Source organism: Sphingomonas trueperi (genome assembly GCF_040545965.1).
Taxonomy (GTDB): domain Bacteria; phylum Pseudomonadota; class Alphaproteobacteria; order Sphingomonadales; family Sphingomonadaceae; genus Sphingomonas; species Sphingomonas trueperi_C.
In genome coordinates, this window is sequence record NZ_JBEPMV010000005.1 from 38,124 (window position 1) to 52,876 (window position 14,753).

13 protein-coding genes are annotated in these 14,753 nt (G+C 67.1%); 4 read left to right on the plus strand and 9 right to left on the minus strand.

The window, feature by feature from the left end; translation table 11 throughout:
• Positions 1-17: 17 nt before the first annotated feature.
• Positions 18-1,016 (minus strand): UDP-glucose 4-epimerase GalE, encoded by a 999-nt coding sequence (gene galE, locus ABIC35_RS15115; protein WP_121073698.1) that lies wholly within the window; start codon positions 1,014-1,016, stop codon positions 18-20.
• A 69-nt stretch (positions 1,017-1,085) separates the two neighbouring features.
• Between galE and msrA the strand changes: the two genes are divergently transcribed.
• Positions 1,086-1,631, plus strand: a complete 546-nt coding sequence (msrA, locus tag ABIC35_RS15120; protein ID WP_121073695.1) for a peptide-methionine (S)-S-oxide reductase MsrA — start codon at positions 1,086-1,088, stop codon at positions 1,629-1,631.
• A gap of 500 nt (positions 1,632-2,131) precedes the next feature.
• Here the strand turns inward: msrA and ABIC35_RS15125 are convergent, their stop codons facing one another.
• Entirely contained in the window at positions 2,132-3,064 is a 933-nt protein-coding gene (locus ABIC35_RS15125) for an L-threonylcarbamoyladenylate synthase (RefSeq protein ID WP_121073692.1), read from the minus strand.
• 48 nt (positions 3,065-3,112) lie between these two features.
• On the opposite strand from ABIC35_RS15125, the gene ABIC35_RS15130 reads away from it, so the two are divergent.
• Complete coding sequence (locus ABIC35_RS15130; RefSeq protein WP_121073689.1) at positions 3,113-4,807, plus strand: acyl-CoA dehydrogenase; 1,695 nt, start codon at positions 3,113-3,115, stop codon at positions 4,805-4,807.
• Positions 4,808-4,853: 46 nt separating this feature from the next.
• Here the strand turns inward: ABIC35_RS15130 and ABIC35_RS15135 are convergent, their stop codons facing one another.
• Positions 4,854-5,633, minus strand: coding sequence for a hypothetical protein (locus ABIC35_RS15135; RefSeq protein WP_121073687.1), 780 nt, complete (start codon positions 5,631-5,633; stop codon positions 4,854-4,856).
• 171 nt (positions 5,634-5,804) lie between these two features.
• On the opposite strand from ABIC35_RS15135, the gene ABIC35_RS15140 reads away from it, so the two are divergent.
• The gene (locus ABIC35_RS15140) at positions 5,805-6,476 is read left to right on the plus strand and encodes a hypothetical protein (protein ID WP_121073683.1); all 672 of its coding nucleotides are present in this window, start codon (positions 5,805-5,807) and stop codon (positions 6,474-6,476) included.
• A 12-nt stretch (positions 6,477-6,488) separates the two neighbouring features.
• Here the strand turns inward: ABIC35_RS15140 and ABIC35_RS15145 are convergent, their stop codons facing one another.
• Positions 6,489-7,712: a threonine synthase gene (locus tag ABIC35_RS15145; RefSeq protein ID WP_121073680.1), complete on the minus strand. Its 1,224-nt coding sequence runs from the start codon at positions 7,710-7,712 to the stop codon at positions 6,489-6,491.
• A gap of 68 nt (positions 7,713-7,780) precedes the next feature.
• Positions 7,781-10,303 (minus strand): hypothetical protein, encoded by a 2,523-nt coding sequence (locus ABIC35_RS15150; protein ID WP_121073677.1) that lies wholly within the window; start codon positions 10,301-10,303, stop codon positions 7,781-7,783.
• Positions 10,304-10,977: 674 nt separating this feature from the next.
• Here ABIC35_RS15150 and ABIC35_RS15155 point away from each other — a divergent pair.
• Positions 10,978-12,642 carry a hypothetical protein gene (locus ABIC35_RS15155; protein ID WP_121073673.1) on the plus strand — a complete coding sequence of 555 codons (1,665 nt, stop codon included), beginning with the start codon at positions 10,978-10,980 and terminating at the stop codon, positions 12,640-12,642.
• A gap of 11 nt (positions 12,643-12,653) precedes the next feature.
• Here ABIC35_RS15155 and ABIC35_RS15160 read toward each other — a convergent pair whose 3' ends face one another.
• The 4 genes from ABIC35_RS15160 to ABIC35_RS15175 are packed head-to-tail and all read right to left on the minus strand — an operon-like array spanning position 12,654 to position 14,733.
• On the minus strand, positions 12,654-12,875 hold the full coding sequence (locus tag ABIC35_RS15160) for a hypothetical protein (protein WP_121073670.1): 222 nt from the start codon (positions 12,873-12,875) through the stop codon (positions 12,654-12,656).
• A gap of 4 nt (positions 12,876-12,879) precedes the next feature.
• Complete coding sequence (locus ABIC35_RS15165; protein WP_121073667.1) at positions 12,880-13,527, minus strand: hypothetical protein; 648 nt, start codon at positions 13,525-13,527, stop codon at positions 12,880-12,882.
• The gene (gene lepB / locus ABIC35_RS15170; protein ID WP_121073664.1) at positions 13,527-14,366 is read right to left on the minus strand and encodes a signal peptidase I; all 840 of its coding nucleotides are present in this window, start codon (positions 14,364-14,366) and stop codon (positions 13,527-13,529) included. The genes ABIC35_RS15165 and lepB overlap by 1 nt, the downstream gene beginning before the upstream one ends.
• 4 nt (positions 14,367-14,370) lie before the next feature.
• Positions 14,371-14,733: a GntR family transcriptional regulator gene (locus ABIC35_RS15175; RefSeq protein WP_093298200.1), complete on the minus strand. Its 363-nt coding sequence runs from the start codon at positions 14,731-14,733 to the stop codon at positions 14,371-14,373.
• Positions 14,734-14,753 lie beyond the last annotated feature (20 nt).

Here is a 14,753-nt window from a genome sequence, read left to right on the forward strand (position 1 = left end):
GCCGGAAAGCGCGCTGCCTATCGCCCGCGTTCGGCGAGCTTGCGCTCCCAGGCGAGGGCATCGCGGACGATCTCGCCGAGGTCGGCATGCTTAGGCCGCCAGGGCAGCGCCGCGAGGATCGCGCTGTTGTCGGCGACCAGCGCATCGGGGTCGCCAGCGCGGCGACCTTCCAGCTTGCGGTCGATGTGCAAATTGGTCACCCGGTCCACCGCGTCGAGCACCTCGAGCACCGAGAAGCCGCGGCCATAGCCGCAGTTCATCGTGTGGCTTTCCTCTGGCCGGGCGATCAGCAGGTCGAGCGCGTCGACATGCGCGGCGGCGAGATCGCTGACATGGATATAATCGCGCACCCCGGTGCCGTCCGCCGTCGCGAAATCGGTGCCGAACACGCTGACATGCTCGCGCTTGCCCGTCGCCGCTTCCACCGCGACCTTGATCAGGTGCGTGGCGCCCGCGGTCGACTGGCCGCTGCGGCCCTTGGGATCGGCGCCGGCGACGTTGAAATAGCGCAGCGCGCAATAGTTGAGCGGATGCGCCGCGGCGACGTCCTTCAGCATGATCTCGGTCATCAGCTTGGACATGCCATAGGGGTTGATCGGCTGCTTGGGCGCATCCTCGCGGATCGGCACCTGTTCGGGGATGCCATAGGTCGCCGCGGTCGAGGAGAAGATGAAGTGGCGGACGCCCTCGGCCACCACGCTCTCGAGCAGCGCGCGGCTGGCGACGGTGTTGTTGCGATAATATTTGAGCGGGTCGCTCACCGATTCCGGCACTACCACCGATCCGGCGAAGTGCATCACCGCGATGACGCCGTGCTGACGGATCGCGCCGCGCACCGCATCGGCATCGTCGATATTGGCCACCACCAAAGTCGCGCGCGGGTCCACCGCCCAGTCGAACCCGGTCACCAGATTGTCGACCACCACCACGCGCCAGCCCGCGTCGAGCAAGGCCAGCACCGCATGGCTGCCGATATAGCCTGCCCCGCCCGTCACCAGCACTGCACCGTCGCGCATCACGTCATCCTCTTTGTTCCGCCCCGGCTCCACCCTATCTTGGGGCCACAAGCAAGGAGTTCCTGAGACATGACCATTGAAACGGCGACGCTCGCCGGCGGTTGCTTCTGGTGCACGGAAGCCGTGTTCAACGACGTGATCGGCGTGCAGGGCGTCGAAAGCGGCTATATCGGCGGCACCAAGGCAAACCCGACCTACAAGGAAGTCTGCTCGGGCGACACCGGCCATGCCGAAGCGATCCGGGTGAGCTTCGACACCGATGTGGTGAGCTATGGCGAGATCCTCGACATCTTCCTCGCCACGCACGATCCGACCCAGCTCAACCGCCAGGGCAACGACATCGGCACCCAGTATCGCTCGGCGATCTTCCCGCATTCGGCGGAGCAGGAGCGCGAGGCGCTGGATGCGATCGACCGCGCCCGCCCCGATTGGCCGCAACCGATCGTCACGTCGATTGAGCCGTTGGGCGAATGGTGGCCGGCCGAGGAATATCACCAGGAATATTGGCAGGGCGAAGGCCAGCGGAACCCCTATTGCCTGGCGGTGATCCCGCCCAAGCTCCGCAAGCTGCGCAAGAGCTTCGCCAACCGCACGAAAGAGGGCGCAGCCGCATAAGGCCGCGCCCTCCCACGGGGGTGTTCGAGACCGCGGCCGGCTTGCGAAGGCTGGCCGCGGAACGAAGGCGCGCGGCACTGCGGGGGCAGCTTGGCGCCATTCGGGTTCCGCTCTCGTCCGCTGGTCCGGTCGTCGTGCGCGCGGCCCCGAAATCGGGCAACGGCGGCGCAGACAATCGCCCAGCAGTTGCCGCGTCGCTCGTCTTTGTTGCGCAAGCTATACGACGTGCCGAAACCTAGACGCTTCCTCGCACGTGTAAAGGCAAGATCGTATACAGGTTACTCATAATGAGACTTTCTGCCGGCATCATCCAGTTTGGGTCGATTTTGCAGAAGACAAACGATTGGCTGATTTGCCTTGCCGGGCGGGTCAGTCCAGTCTCGGTTAACTTCCTCTTTGCCACCCTGCGCGACACTAACAGTTGAGATGATCGTATACCCTACAAAGCGCGGGTAAATCTTGGGTTTGTCTAGTCCGACAAAAGGACGATGTCGTGCCGTTCAGGACCGAGGGTGCGCTGCACGTCCCAATCGGTCTTGAATGGCCAGACCAAGCCCGTGCGGCGGCACCGGGGCAACGGCGATACGCGGCTGATCGGACGCGTCGGCGCGATGGAGCGCATCGAACAGCCGCGCCGCCGCTTCGCGCAGGTCGCCCGTGGCCGACAGTGTATCGTCGCCGGCGACCGGACCGAAGCCGATCAGCCATTCCCCCGCCTCGGCGCGCTCGGCGTCCAGCCGCACCGGTTTGGAGGGCGCATAATGACTGGCGAGTTGTCCCGGCGCGGTGATCGCGCCCGGCGTCGCGCCGCTGCCATAGCCGGGTAGCTGCTCGGCGGTGACCGGCCCCGGCCGCAGGATGCGCCGCGTGCCCGGCTCGACGATGGTGGACTCGATGCCGTCGGTGGTCGCGCCGTCGTCGATCACCAGCGGGATGCGCCCAGCGAGGCTCGCCGCGACATGCGCGGCGCGGGTCGGGCTGATGCCGCCGCTGGCATTGGCCGAGGGTGCAGCAAGCGGCCGCCCGCTCGCGCGGATCAGCCCCTGCATCGCGCGGTGATCAGGCATCCGCAGCGCCACCGTCGCTAGTCCGGCGGTGACCAAGCTGGCGACCGGCGAACCTTCCGCCAGCGGCAGCACCATGGTCAGCGGTCCCGGCCAGAAGCGCGCCGCCAGCGCTCGCGCCTCCGCATCGAACTGCGCGATCGTCTCGGCCTGGGCCATGTCCGCGACATGGACGATCAGCGGGTTGAACGAGGGGCGCCCCTTGGCCGCGTAAATCCCCGCCACCGCATCCGAATCACTCGCGTCGGCGGCGAGTCCGTAGACGGTTTCGGTGGGCACCGCGACGCATTGGCCGGCACGAATCAGCGCCGCCGCTTCGCCAAGCGCGGCCTCGCCGTAGGGTAAGATGCGCGGATTTGCTGGGGTCACGACGACGGCGCTATAGTGCCGGCAACAAGATCACAAGAGAGAGGCCTGATGTTCACCCCCGCCACCGCCGAGCAGCGTTTCGTGCTCGACCATATCGTCCGCCTGTCCGAGATCAGCGACGAGGCCACGCCCGACCTGCTCGATGCCGTGCTCGACGGCGCGGGCCAGTTCGCCGCGGGCGAATGGGCGCCGCTCGAACGGCTGGGCGACACCGAAGGCGCGCGCTGGACCGACAAGGGCGTGACGATGCCCGAGGGTTTCGCCGCCGCCTACCGTGCCTATGTCGAAGGCGGCTGGGGCACGATCGGCTCCCCCGCCGAGCACGGCGGCCAGGGGCTTCCGGTGAGCCTGTCGGTGGCGGTGCTGGAGACGCTGGGCACCGCCAACATGGGCTTCTGCCTGTGCCCGGTACTGACGGTCGGCGCGGTCGAGGCGCTGCACCATCACGGGTCGCCCGAACAGCAGGCGCAGTATCTGCCGAAACTCGCCACCGGCGAATGGACCGGCACGATGAACCTCACCGAGCCGCAGGCCGGCTCGGACGTCGGCGCGGTGAAGACCAAGGCCGAGCCGGCCGGCGACGGCAAGTGGAAGATCAAGGGCACCAAGATCTACATCTCGTTCGGCGACCACGACATGGCGGACAATATCGTCCATCTGGTGCTGGCCCGCACGCCGGGGGCCCCTGCGGGCACCAAGGGCCTGTCGCTGTTCCTGGTGCCGAAGTACCGGCTGAGCGCGGACGGCACGCCGGGCGATTTCAATGACATCAAGGTCGTCTCGATCGAGCACAAGATGGGCCTGCATGCCTCGCCAACCTGCGTGCTGAGCTTCGGCGACAACGACGACTGCATCGGCGAGCTGATCGGCCCCGAACTGGGCGGCATCCGCGCGATGTTCACGATGATGAACAATGCCCGCCTCAACGTGGGCCTGCAGGGCGTGCAGGTCGCCGAGCGCGCCACCCAGCGCGCGGTCGCCTATGCCCGCGAGCGGGTGCAGGGTTACCGGGGCGGCGCGCCTACCGCGATCATCGAGCACCCGGACGTGCGCCGCATGCTGCTCCGCATGAAGGCCCAGACCCAGGCCGCACGCGCGCTGGTCTATTATGCGTTCGGCCAGCTCGATCGCGGCCGCGCCGGCGATGCCGAGGCGGACAAGCGCGTCGAGCTGCTCACCCCGCTGGCCAAGGCGCATGCGACCGATCTCGGCAACGAGGTCGCGAGCCTGGGCGTGCAGGTCCATGGCGGCATGGGCTATATCGAGGAGACCGGCGCCGCCCAGCATTTCCGCGACGCGCGCATCACCCCGATCTACGAAGGCACCAACGGCATCCAGGCCGCCGACCTGGTCGGCCGCAAGCTGAGCATGGACAATGGCGCGACCTTGCTCGGCCTGCTGGCGGACATGCGCGCCGAAGCCGAGGATGCCGGGCTGCGGTCGCTGATCGACGCCTGCGAGGACGTCGGCCGCAACCTGCTGGGCAGCGATGCCGACGACCGGCTGGCGGCGAGCTACCCGTTCCTGACGATGCTGTCGGTCGCGGTGTGCGGCTGGCTGATGGAGAAGAGCGGCCGGCTGGCGGCAGCGGGCGACGGCGAGCCCGGCTTCCTGAAGATGAAGCAGGCGGCGGCACGCTTCTATGTCGAGCAGATCGTTCCCGAGGCGCTCGGCCTGCGCGCGGCGGCGATGGCGAAGGCGGCGGTGCTGTACGCGGTGGAGGCAGAGGCGTTCGCGGCGTGAGCCCGGATGCGGACCGCGCCTCGCTGCGAGGCGCGGTCCGCCGTGTTCAGAACTTGCGCTGCTGGTGCCCGATCGTGTCGCAGGTGCCGCGGAAGCCATAGTCGGACAGGCCCTGCACGGTCACGCGGCCGGAACGCCGGTCGATCGTCACCTTGGGCTTGTTGAGGCCGTTCAGCCGATAGGTCGCGCGGATCGTGTCCGGGCTGACGAACAGGTCGTAGAGATCCCACCACCCGTCCTGCCCGCCCGAATGGATCGGCGGCACGAGCGAGCGCGGCAACCGGATACGGCCGCCGCCGGCCCAGGTTTGGATCATCAGCGACGCATCGAAGACCTCCGTCTTGGAGGTCGTGTAGCTCCCATATTCATATCGCTTGCGGTCCCGGTTCCACGTCCAGGTCGTACCGCTGGCAATGCCGTCCTTGGACCCGTCGCCGAAGCACACCAGCCCCAGCTCGACATTGCGACCGTCGACCACCGGACCGTCGTCAGCGCCGGGCCGGCCATAGCCGGAATCGACGGGATAGCCGGGCACCGGGCGCGTCGCCGGACTCTGGGCGTAATTCGGATTGGGCCGGAGGTTTCCCGGCTTGCGGCAATCCGGCGGCGGCGTCGCCTGGATCGAGGCATAGCGACCGTCCATCGTGGCGATGGTCACGCACTGGCGGCGCTCGTCGCTCCACCAATAGGTGTAGGAACGGTCGTCGCTCTTCTCCACCCGGACGAACCCATAGCCACGACGCTGCAGCTCGCTTTCGGCCTGGCCGCCCCGCGCGCCCACCAGATCTTCCAGCCCGGTGGTCTGCGCCTGCGCCGCAGTCGACACGCACGACGTGCAAAGCCAGACAGCGAAAAGCGCTTTCGCCCGTACACTATCCATGACAGCCTCCCTGTTCACCGAATTCCATCGGTTCTGAAGATGTTATGCGCGCCGCGGCCACTGTCCACAAGTGCCGCCGCCATTGCACACCCGTTACCCTTCGCCCATGCTGCGCCCATGGACTTCATGAAGTGGCTCAACTCGCTCGATGAACTTCTCTACGAGGTGATGAGCTGGCTGCTGTTCTTCCCGCTCACATTAATTCGATCGATATTCCGCCCGATCGGCATCATGGCCGAGATCGATCAGGAAGCCGCACTGCCCGACGATCAGCGCTACAAGGCGGTGCTCAGCCCGCCGCTGTTCCTCGCGCTGGCGCTGCTGCTGGCGCATGCAGTGGCGACCGCGCTGGGCCAGGTCGACACGATCATCCTCAACCATCGCGGGCTCGCCAATCTGGTCAACGACAATGCAAGCGCGCTGATCCTGCGGGTGATCGTGTTCGCAGCCTTCCCGCTGTTCCTCGCCGCGCGGCTGGTGCGGTGCAGCGGCAGGAAACTCGATCGGGATACGCTGCAGCAGCCCTTTTACGAGCAATGCTATCCTGCCGCCGTCTTCGCGCTCGGCCTCGGTATTGGCACCAGCCTCTCGCTCGATCGGCATGGCATCGCCAATATCATCGGACACGGCATCGTGGCGGCAAGCATCGGCTATTACTGGCTCGTCGAGACCCGCTGGTTCGCGCGGGTGCTCGGCATCGGGCACGTCCGCGCGGCAGGCAACGTCCTGATCGGGCTGTTCGAAGGGACCGTCTTCCTGGTGGTCGTGGCGATCCTCTTCTCCGGCTGAGGGCTGTGCGCCTTACAGGCTGCCCAGATCCCCCACCGCATCCTTGTCCAGCCACGTCCCCGCCTCGGGCATCGGGTATTTGAGCCCCGTGGCGCAGTTGAACAGCACCGTCCGCTCTTCCGGATCGACCAGCCCGTCGCGCATCGCCTGCCGGTACGCCGCCAGCGTCGCGCCGCCTTCGGGGCAGAGCAGCAGCCCGTCCTTGCGCGCGCAGTCGTCCACCGCCTGGAGGATCGCGGGATCGCCCACCGCCAATGCACGCCCGCCGGACTCGCGCACCGCGCGCAGGATCAGGAAGTCGCCCACCGCGCGCGGCACGCGGATGCCAGCCGCCACCGTCGCGGCATGCTCCCAGCGCTCGGCATGCTCCTCGCCCGCCTCATAGGCGCGGACGATCGGCGCGCAGCCCGCGGCCTGCACCGCATACATCCGCGGCCGCTTCGCGCCGATCCAGCCGAGCCGCTCCAGCTCGTCGAACGCCTTCCACATCCCGATCAGCCCGGTGCCGCCGCCGGTGGGGTAGAAGATCGCGTCGGGCAGCTCCCAGCCGCACTGCGCGGCGAGTTCCAGCCCCATCGTCTTCTTGCCCTCGATCCGATAGGGCTCCTTGAGCGTCGAGAAGTCGAACCAGCGCCCCTCGGCAGCACCCCGCCCGACGATCGCGCCGCATTCGTCGATCTGGCCGTTCACTCGGTAGACGCGGGCGCCCTGCGCGGCGATCTCGCGGACGTTCACCTCGGGCGTCTCCTCCGGGCAGAGGATCACCGTCTCGATGCCGCAGCGCGCGGCATAGGCGGCGAGCGCCGCGCCGGCATTGCCGTTGGTCGGCATCGCGATGCGGGTGACGCCCAGCTCGCGCGCCATGCTCACCGCCATCACCAGCCCGCGCGCCTTGAACGAACCGGTCGGCAGCCGGCCCTCGTCCTTGACGATCGCGCCCGGCCCGCCGGACTTGGGGATGGCGATCAGCGGCGTCTCGATCTCACCCAGCGAGACGATGTTCTCCGCGCGCCGCACCGGCAGCAGCTCGCGCCAGCGCCACAGATCGGTAGGCCGCGCCTCGAGCGTCTCGCGGGTCAACGCCGCCCTCGCCCCCGCCAGATCGTAGCGCACCAGCAGCGGCCGCCCGACGCGCGAGAGCCCGTGCAGCTGGTCCGCCGCATAGGTCTCGCCCGTCATCGAGCATTCGAGATGGGTGACGAAGCTCGGCCGCGCGGCCTGGATATTGTCCTGCATGGCCGGCAGCTTAGAAAGCGCCGCCGCCCCTGTCGATGCCGCGCGGCACTGCGCCTGCCGGGTTTGCGCTAGAGCAAAGCGCCGATGCGTTCGCCGGGCAGCCGGCGGCGCCAATAGACCCGGCTCGGCAGCGTCTTGGTCATCGCCGGCGTCGGCGCATAGCCGAGCGCATGGGGCGCAGCCCGATTGGGGAAGCCGAGCACATAGCCCGATCCGCGACCATTGACGATGTTGGCGGCCGGCATCGGCGCACTGCTGTTGTTGGCACGCTCGGTCCAGCAATTGTCGAGCAGGAAGCCGCTGGCATCGGGCCAGACGCTGGTCTGCGTCACCGAATGGAACAGCGAGTCGATGAGCCGCAGGTCCCACATCCCGCACCCGCCGGTGCCGCTCACGCGGATCCACAGCGTCTGTTCGTTGATGGTCCAGCCGGGAATGGTGCTGTCGATGATCGCGGCATCCACCAGGCCCGAGGTCAGCTGGGCGAGATGATAGGATTCGCCCGACTTGTTGTAGATGCAGTTGACCACATAGAGCCCGACGATCGCCTTGAGGCATTGGACCGCGCCGCCGATCCGCGTCGTTGGGAAGGGCTGATGAACCGTCACCTGCCCAGTCGCGGCATTGATTGCGGTCACGCAGCGCAGCACAGGCCCAGGTGTGCCGTCGCCGGGCGTATAGCCGATCCAGTCGTAGATCTTGAGCCAGGGCGGAATCACGCCGCCGTCGAACTGGACGAGAGTGGAACCGCCGGTGACGGTGATGGCGACCCCGGCAATGTCGACCAGTTGGCCATTGCCCGGACCGCCCGCCTCGCCCACCGTGCCGCCTTGCGGCAGCAGCGGCTGCCACGTGTGCCCTTCGAATACACAGTCGACGAAGGTGTAGTTCTCCCGCGTCTTGTTCACCGTCGGCCGGGCGTTCTGGACGAACTGGCCGGCATCGCCATGCGCTACCGTATAGGCGAACACCTTGTCCCCTGGCGCCAGCGGGATCTGTCCCGCGATGCGCACTCGTTTGGCAGCCGAATCCCAGCCCCAGCCGGGCGGGAAGCTGTCGATATTGTTCGGTTTGAGGCGGTGCCCCAGATACGGGAAGTCGCGCGTGCCGTCGCAATTGACAAGGAACGGGTTCTGGGTGGCGACGGCAGCGGCGTCGGCCGCCTGCAGCACGCGGAGGAAGGTGTTGCCGTCCTCCACCGTCGTCTCGCTCGCCGTCGCCCATACGGGTCCGTCGACGAAGGTGAGTTCCGTATAGCCGCCATAGCCGGCAAAGGACTCTACAGAGGCGACGACCAGATAATCGCCCGAGTGCAGCGATGCCTCCAGGTTGCCGAACTGCCGCGCACGATTGCCCTGATGCGCCCAGTCACCCGAATCGCCGACCGTGACGACGTCGTACGATATGGTGAGCGTACAGTTCAGCCGCTGCTGGATGGTGCCGCACTCGCCGAGCACGGCGTCGCAGTTGGACATCATCCAGCGTGGATAGTTGAGTGCACTGTCCGGCGAGTCGCGAAAACGGAGCGAACCGCCCGGAGTAAAACCCTGGGGAAATCTGCCGCTGAGGGTATCGTCGCCCTTCGGATAGCCCAGCACGCGGGGACGGTTTCGCCCCCAATCGTCGGTGAGCGCGCAATCGTCGAACCAAGCACCGAGCCCGCGCTTCTGCAACATCTCCTTTAGATCGAGCGTCAGCGACTGGATTTTTGGCGCCCGACCCGTGCCCCCCGTGATCGTCCAGTCATAATTGTAGGAAATGGGATCGACCGTCAGCACGGTCGCACTGCGGCCTTGCCCGCGCACAACCCACTGATAGGCAAACCCTCGCCCGATGCCGGGGGTAGGCTGCCCCACATCGTTGCCGTTCACCTTCGCCCAGAGGTGCTGATCGCGCGTTCCGGGACCGATATCGAATATCCAAATCGCGTTCTTCGTGTTGAGCGGGCCGGAAAGCGGTGCGGAATCGACCGCCGCCTTCAAGCTGCGCTTTGCGGTCGCGGGCGTCAGGCCGTCATTGCCGTCGCTGCCCTCCAGCCGGATGTAGCGGACGACCGTCGGTACGAAGCCGGCGCCGCTCGCCTCGGTATTCAAAAGCAGCGGTATCGCGATCGTCTCCGCCATGCCGCCATAGGCCGGGGTCAGCACCGCCGATACCGTAGCCCAGCCATTCTGGCCTGCGCGCGCAGCGATGCGCACCAGATGGCCATAGCTGCCGTCAACCGGGTTGCGTCCGAACGGTGCCATCACCGTGTTGCCTTCGCACGAAACGGGGATCGTGGCGGGGGTCCCGATCGCCTGGATGGTGAGGATCGTGGTCTGGCCGATGGTCGCGCCGGGATAGATGTTCAGCCAGTAGCCGCGGGTGCGGCGGCAGGCCGGAACCGGATAGACCTGCGCATCATAGACCATGTCCGACCGCACCGGCGCGGCGCCCGCTACCCCCTGCCCGTTCACGATCACCCAGCCGGTCCCGGGGGTGAGCAAGGGAATATCGGCTTCGGCAAGAACAGCCGCGCCGCCACTGCCGGAATCCGGCGGGTACGGACCGACTGCGATGGCTTCCGGCTGTGCATTTCTGATGTTGCGCATCGAACCTCTCCTGATCGTTTGATCCAAGATGCGATGGCGCCGATATCCGGCACAGATATGTGCATGCCTTCGCATAAATAGGCATCAGGAGCGGATCCTGGCCGCAGGAACGACAGCAAGCGTCGGCGCTCACCACCGGCCATATTCGATGGCGACGCCGATCCCGTGAGTAATAAAGTAGCGGCGAGGCACACACTCTTCAGGCAACAATAGCCATCTGAGTTGTTTAATCGAAACTCGCGTCACTGCTTCATTTATGGAACATATAAGGAACTAGCATCAAAAGTCAATATACTTTAGTCAACCCAGAAGGTTTAGCGAAAATATGCGACCAAGCCATTGCCGGACATGGCATTTGCAAAGGATCCTATACTTTTCGCCAGCTTCTTTTCGGGAGATCACTACAATAGAATTGGTGTCGAGCTATCGCAGTATCCACGAGTCGGCTCGATCATTCATGGGGATCGAGACTTGCGGCCGCGGAATTGGCCACGCCCCTAATCGCCTACGCCGTTGCCTGAGGATCGCCCGGTGCGACGCCAGCGCCGCGCGGGCCGCGGCGGGGCTTTTTGCGCTTGCACACCGCCAGCCACGGCGACGGTCTATAGTGTAGCTATAGTAAACGGGGACCATGCCCGCGCTCGCAGCCAGCCGGGAATGAAGGAGTAACAGCGTTGACCATCGAATGCGCAGCGGCGATCGTGCGCCATCTCGGACCTTGCCGGATCGCGGTGGAGGCACGAACGGCGCCCAAGCTAGCCGGCGAACTGGCGCTGCTCGGCTGCGATACCAAGTCTGGATCGCCCGTCGTCGTGGTGACGGAGTCGAACGCGCTGTCCGCCGCCATGCTGGCCCGATATCCGGCGGCACATGCGCTGGCGATTCTGCCCCGGCAGGTGCGCGCCACAGTCCTTGACGAGGCGCTGTTCGAGGCAGGTTGGCGTCGGTTGCCCGGCGCGATCAGCGTGCCGGTGCTCGAGCAACTGAGCCGGGACGAAGCGGCGGAGCCCAGCTTCTACGAACGCGCGCCGAACGGCTATCAGGGCCTGCTGAACGCGAGCGGCCCCGACGCCCTCGCCGCGCTCGGCCGCTGGAACCTGGCCGCTGAGCGCGTGCGCCCCGGTGACCGCGTGCTACTATGCGGCCCGGGCGCGGCCGATGGACGGGCACTGCTGGAAGCGCGTGCACGGGCCGGCAGCGTAGAGGTCGACGTGCAGGGAGCATCGCACGCACCGCGCGGCTTCGACCTCGTCGTCGCGATGGATGTGCCCGGCGACTGGGCAGACAATATCGGCCGATACGCACAGTTGCTTCGGCTCGACGGCCGGTTGATCGCCGGCTGGTCGGAAGGCAACCCGCTACGGCCCGCTGACTGGGCGAGCCTGCACCAGAAACTCGGCAACCACTATCTGGTCGAAAGCCAGTTCGTGCAGGCGCCGGGAATCATCGTGCCGCAAAGTGTTCCCCAGGGCGAGGTGACGGGCCTCACCTGGCGGATCGCGGTCGCCGCAAACGGGCCGCTGGGCGGCGAGGCGTCGCGGGCCAGCTTCGTGCACCCCGCCTTCGGCGCGTCGCAGGCACCGCTAGCCGCCTTTGCCGAGGGCTATGACAATCCCTGGCTGTACCGCACCATGGTGCAGATGGGCGAGCGGCTTGCCGATGAGGACCTGCTGGTCAACCTCGCCGAACACGTCGCCTCGAACGCCCGCCCCGGTTCGGCCGATCAGGGCGCGGCGCTGGCGGTGCTCGGCTACCGCGTGCTCGAGGCGCGCGCGGCCGACGTGGTGCCGGTGCTGCTGAATGCGTTTCACGATTATTGGCAGCTGGGCGGCGACTCGCCGCACGTCGGCCGCTGGCGCGTGTCGCTTGCCTTCCTCGCCGGGCGCCTCGCAGAGCTGGTCGGCGAACGCGCGATCGCCGCGCATTGGTATGCCCGTGCGGCGAACGACGACTGGCAGCGTTTCTCCACCATCCTCGCGACCAAGGCGATCGGCGCAGCCTTCTTCGCGGCCCGCATCGCGCTTGCCGAACAGGACACGGACCTCGCCTGGCGCTGGTTCGAGCGCGGCGTCGAAATCACCCTGCAGGCGGCGGCGCGCGATCATCGCCAAGAGCTCGGCGAAGGCGACGGACTGCTGCCCTTCTATCTGCCGGAACTGGCCGAGGTGATCGACATGGGCTCGCAATGCGCCAATGCGCTCGCCAACCGCCACCTCTGGGCACGCGATCCAGGCCTGTTCTGGCGCCAGGTCGACGTCAAGCGGTTCGGTATCGCCTCCTGGACGCTCGACGTGACGAAGGAGAATGAGCGACTGCGCAAGCAGCTCGGGCAGGCCTGAATGAGGCCGGCTCAGGCGCCGTCCTGGCCGGCTTCCGCACGCTGATCGCGGCGCTTGTCGATCGTCTCCATGGCCTCTGCCTTGGCGGGATCGAACAAGTGCCCGAACGCCATGCCCAGCATGAGCGCGGCACCCCCCATTCGCCCCTTGGCCTGGCGACGGCCGAGCCGCACCAGCAACGGGATTGCCGCGATCACCACGAGAATGACGCCGAGGGTGACGAGGAGATGCATCCTCTTAACCTAGCCGAAAATTGACCGGATGCGCCGTCTCGGCACGACCGTCAAAGGCATGCCCCACGTGCAGGCCGTCCCGGCGGACCCAGTGGCAGAAGAGATGCGCCGACCAGCCATTGGGATTGGGGGTGATGCGGCCATGGCGGCGCTCGACGCCCTGGTAGAGAACGCCATCGCCGGGCTCCATCTCCACCGCCGCGAAGGGGAGCGTACCGAAATCCTCTTCCACCAGCGCGCTGGGCGGCACCGCGGCCTTGGCCATCTCCAGCGGCCAGGGAACGCCGTCGCTATAGTCGAGCGTCAGCGACAGGCTCACCTCGCAGGCATAGCGGTCGCAATGCACGCGGCAGACATCGCCCTCGCGATAGATGCGGAAATAGCTGTAGCTCGGCAGCAGATCGAGCCCGAGCAAGCTCGAGACGGTCGGCGTCAGTCCCCACAGGAAGCCCAGCAGCGGCGGATAATGGAAGCCGTACAGCTCCACCGCTTCTCGCTTGAGCAGGTTCGGCTGGCGCATCAGCTGGCCGGCGGGCACCTTCGAGACGACGTCGCCCTCGATCTGCCGGAGCAGCGCGTTGCACACCGCCGACGGCACCAGCCCGCGCACGAGCGCAAAGCCATCCCGACCATAGTCCCCTTCGAGCTGCATCAGTCGTGCTTGGGGCGCAGGCTGGTGAAGCTGCGATCCCAGCGAACCGCGGTCAAATAGGCGAGCGGGTTGAACCACGATCCCTCGCCGTCGAAGCTGTGCGTTACCAGCTCGGCGCGGCCGGCGATCGTCTCCAGCGGCACGGGGCCACCCAGCCCCAGCTCGTCCGAACCGAAGCGGCTGTCGGCGGACTGGTCGCGGTTATCCCCCATCAGGAAGACATGCCCCGCGGGTACGGTGATCGGCCCGTATGTGTCGCCGGGGCTGAGGAAGCCGTTCGGCAGCACGGTACCGCCCAGGTCGAGCACGTCGTAGCTGGCGCCGTTCGGCAACGTCTCGCGATAGAGCGGCGGTTCGCAATAGAGCTTGCCGTCCGCCTCTCGCGTACGGAATGCGGCGATCGGGCCCTCGTCGCACGGCACCGCCGCGTCGACCGGAATCCGGGCACGCCCCTCGGCGACGCGCGGTACGGGCTTGCCGTTTATGATCACCACGCCGTGGCGGACCGCCACCGTGTCGCCGGGCAGCCCGATCACCCGCTTGATCAGATCCTCGCCGTCGCCGCGCCGGACCACGATGACGATGTCGCCGCGCGCCGGGGTGCCGCCGAACAGCCGCGTGGCCGCGATGTCCTTGCCGTGAATCATCAGCGAGGCCTGCGAGAAGCCATAGGGGAATTTGGTGGCGACCAGCCGGTCGCCGGTGCGCAGCGCGGGCATCATCGATCCCGAGGGGATGTAATAGGGCCGCGCCACCGCGCTCTGGAACAGGAAGAAGATGCCGAGCGTCGCGGCCCAGCCGGCCAGCGTGCGCTTCCAGCCCGGCTTCGGCTCGGCCATGGCGTCAGGCGATCTCGTGGCTGCCATCGAGCAGTTCGCGCGCATCGAGGCCGAGCAGCGCGATATGATCCTTCACCCGCGGCCAGAAGCCGGTGAGGAAGCGTTCGCGCTCCGCCGTGCGCAGCCGCTCGACCGCGCCGGGCACGACGAACATGCCGACGCCGCGGCGAACCTCGACATAGCCGTCGTCCTGAAAGCTCTGATAGGCCTTGGCCACCGTCAGCGGGTTCGCGCCATGCTCGGCGGCGAGCGCGCGGACCGAGGGAAGCTGGTCCCCGGCGCGGTACTGGCCGCGCAGGATCGCCGCGGCGATGATCGCGCGCAGCTTGAGGTAGACCGGGCTGTCTTCGTGCTCCAGGGCTGTCATGCTGCCATAATACAGCACGG

Coding starts and splice junctions, on each gene's coding strand:
- galE (WP_121073698.1), bottom strand. CDS start 1,016: ATGCGCGACGGTGCAGTGCTGGTGACGGGCGGGGCAGGCTATATCGGC.
- msrA (WP_121073695.1), top strand. CDS start 1,086: ATGACCATTGAAACGGCGACGCTCGCCGGCGGTTGCTTCTGGTGCACG.
- ABIC35_RS15130 (WP_121073689.1), top strand. CDS start 3,113: ATGTTCACCCCCGCCACCGCCGAGCAGCGTTTCGTGCTCGACCATATC.
- ABIC35_RS15140 (WP_121073683.1), top strand. CDS start 5,805: ATGGACTTCATGAAGTGGCTCAACTCGCTCGATGAACTTCTCTACGAG.
- ABIC35_RS15145 (WP_121073680.1), bottom strand. CDS start 7,712: ATGCAGGACAATATCCAGGCCGCGCGGCCGAGCTTCGTCACCCATCTC.
- ABIC35_RS15150 (WP_121073677.1), bottom strand. CDS start 10,303: ATGCGCAACATCAGAAATGCACAGCCGGAAGCCATCGCAGTCGGTCCG.
- ABIC35_RS15160 (WP_121073670.1), bottom strand. CDS start 12,875: ATGCATCTCCTCGTCACCCTCGGCGTCATTCTCGTGGTGATCGCGGCA.
- ABIC35_RS15165 (WP_121073667.1), bottom strand. CDS start 13,527: ATGCAGCTCGAAGGGGACTATGGTCGGGATGGCTTTGCGCTCGTGCGC.
- lepB (WP_121073664.1), bottom strand. CDS start 14,366: ATGGCCGAGCCGAAGCCGGGCTGGAAGCGCACGCTGGCCGGCTGGGCC.
- ABIC35_RS15175 (WP_093298200.1), bottom strand. CDS start 14,733: ATGACAGCCCTGGAGCACGAAGACAGCCCGGTCTACCTCAAGCTGCGC.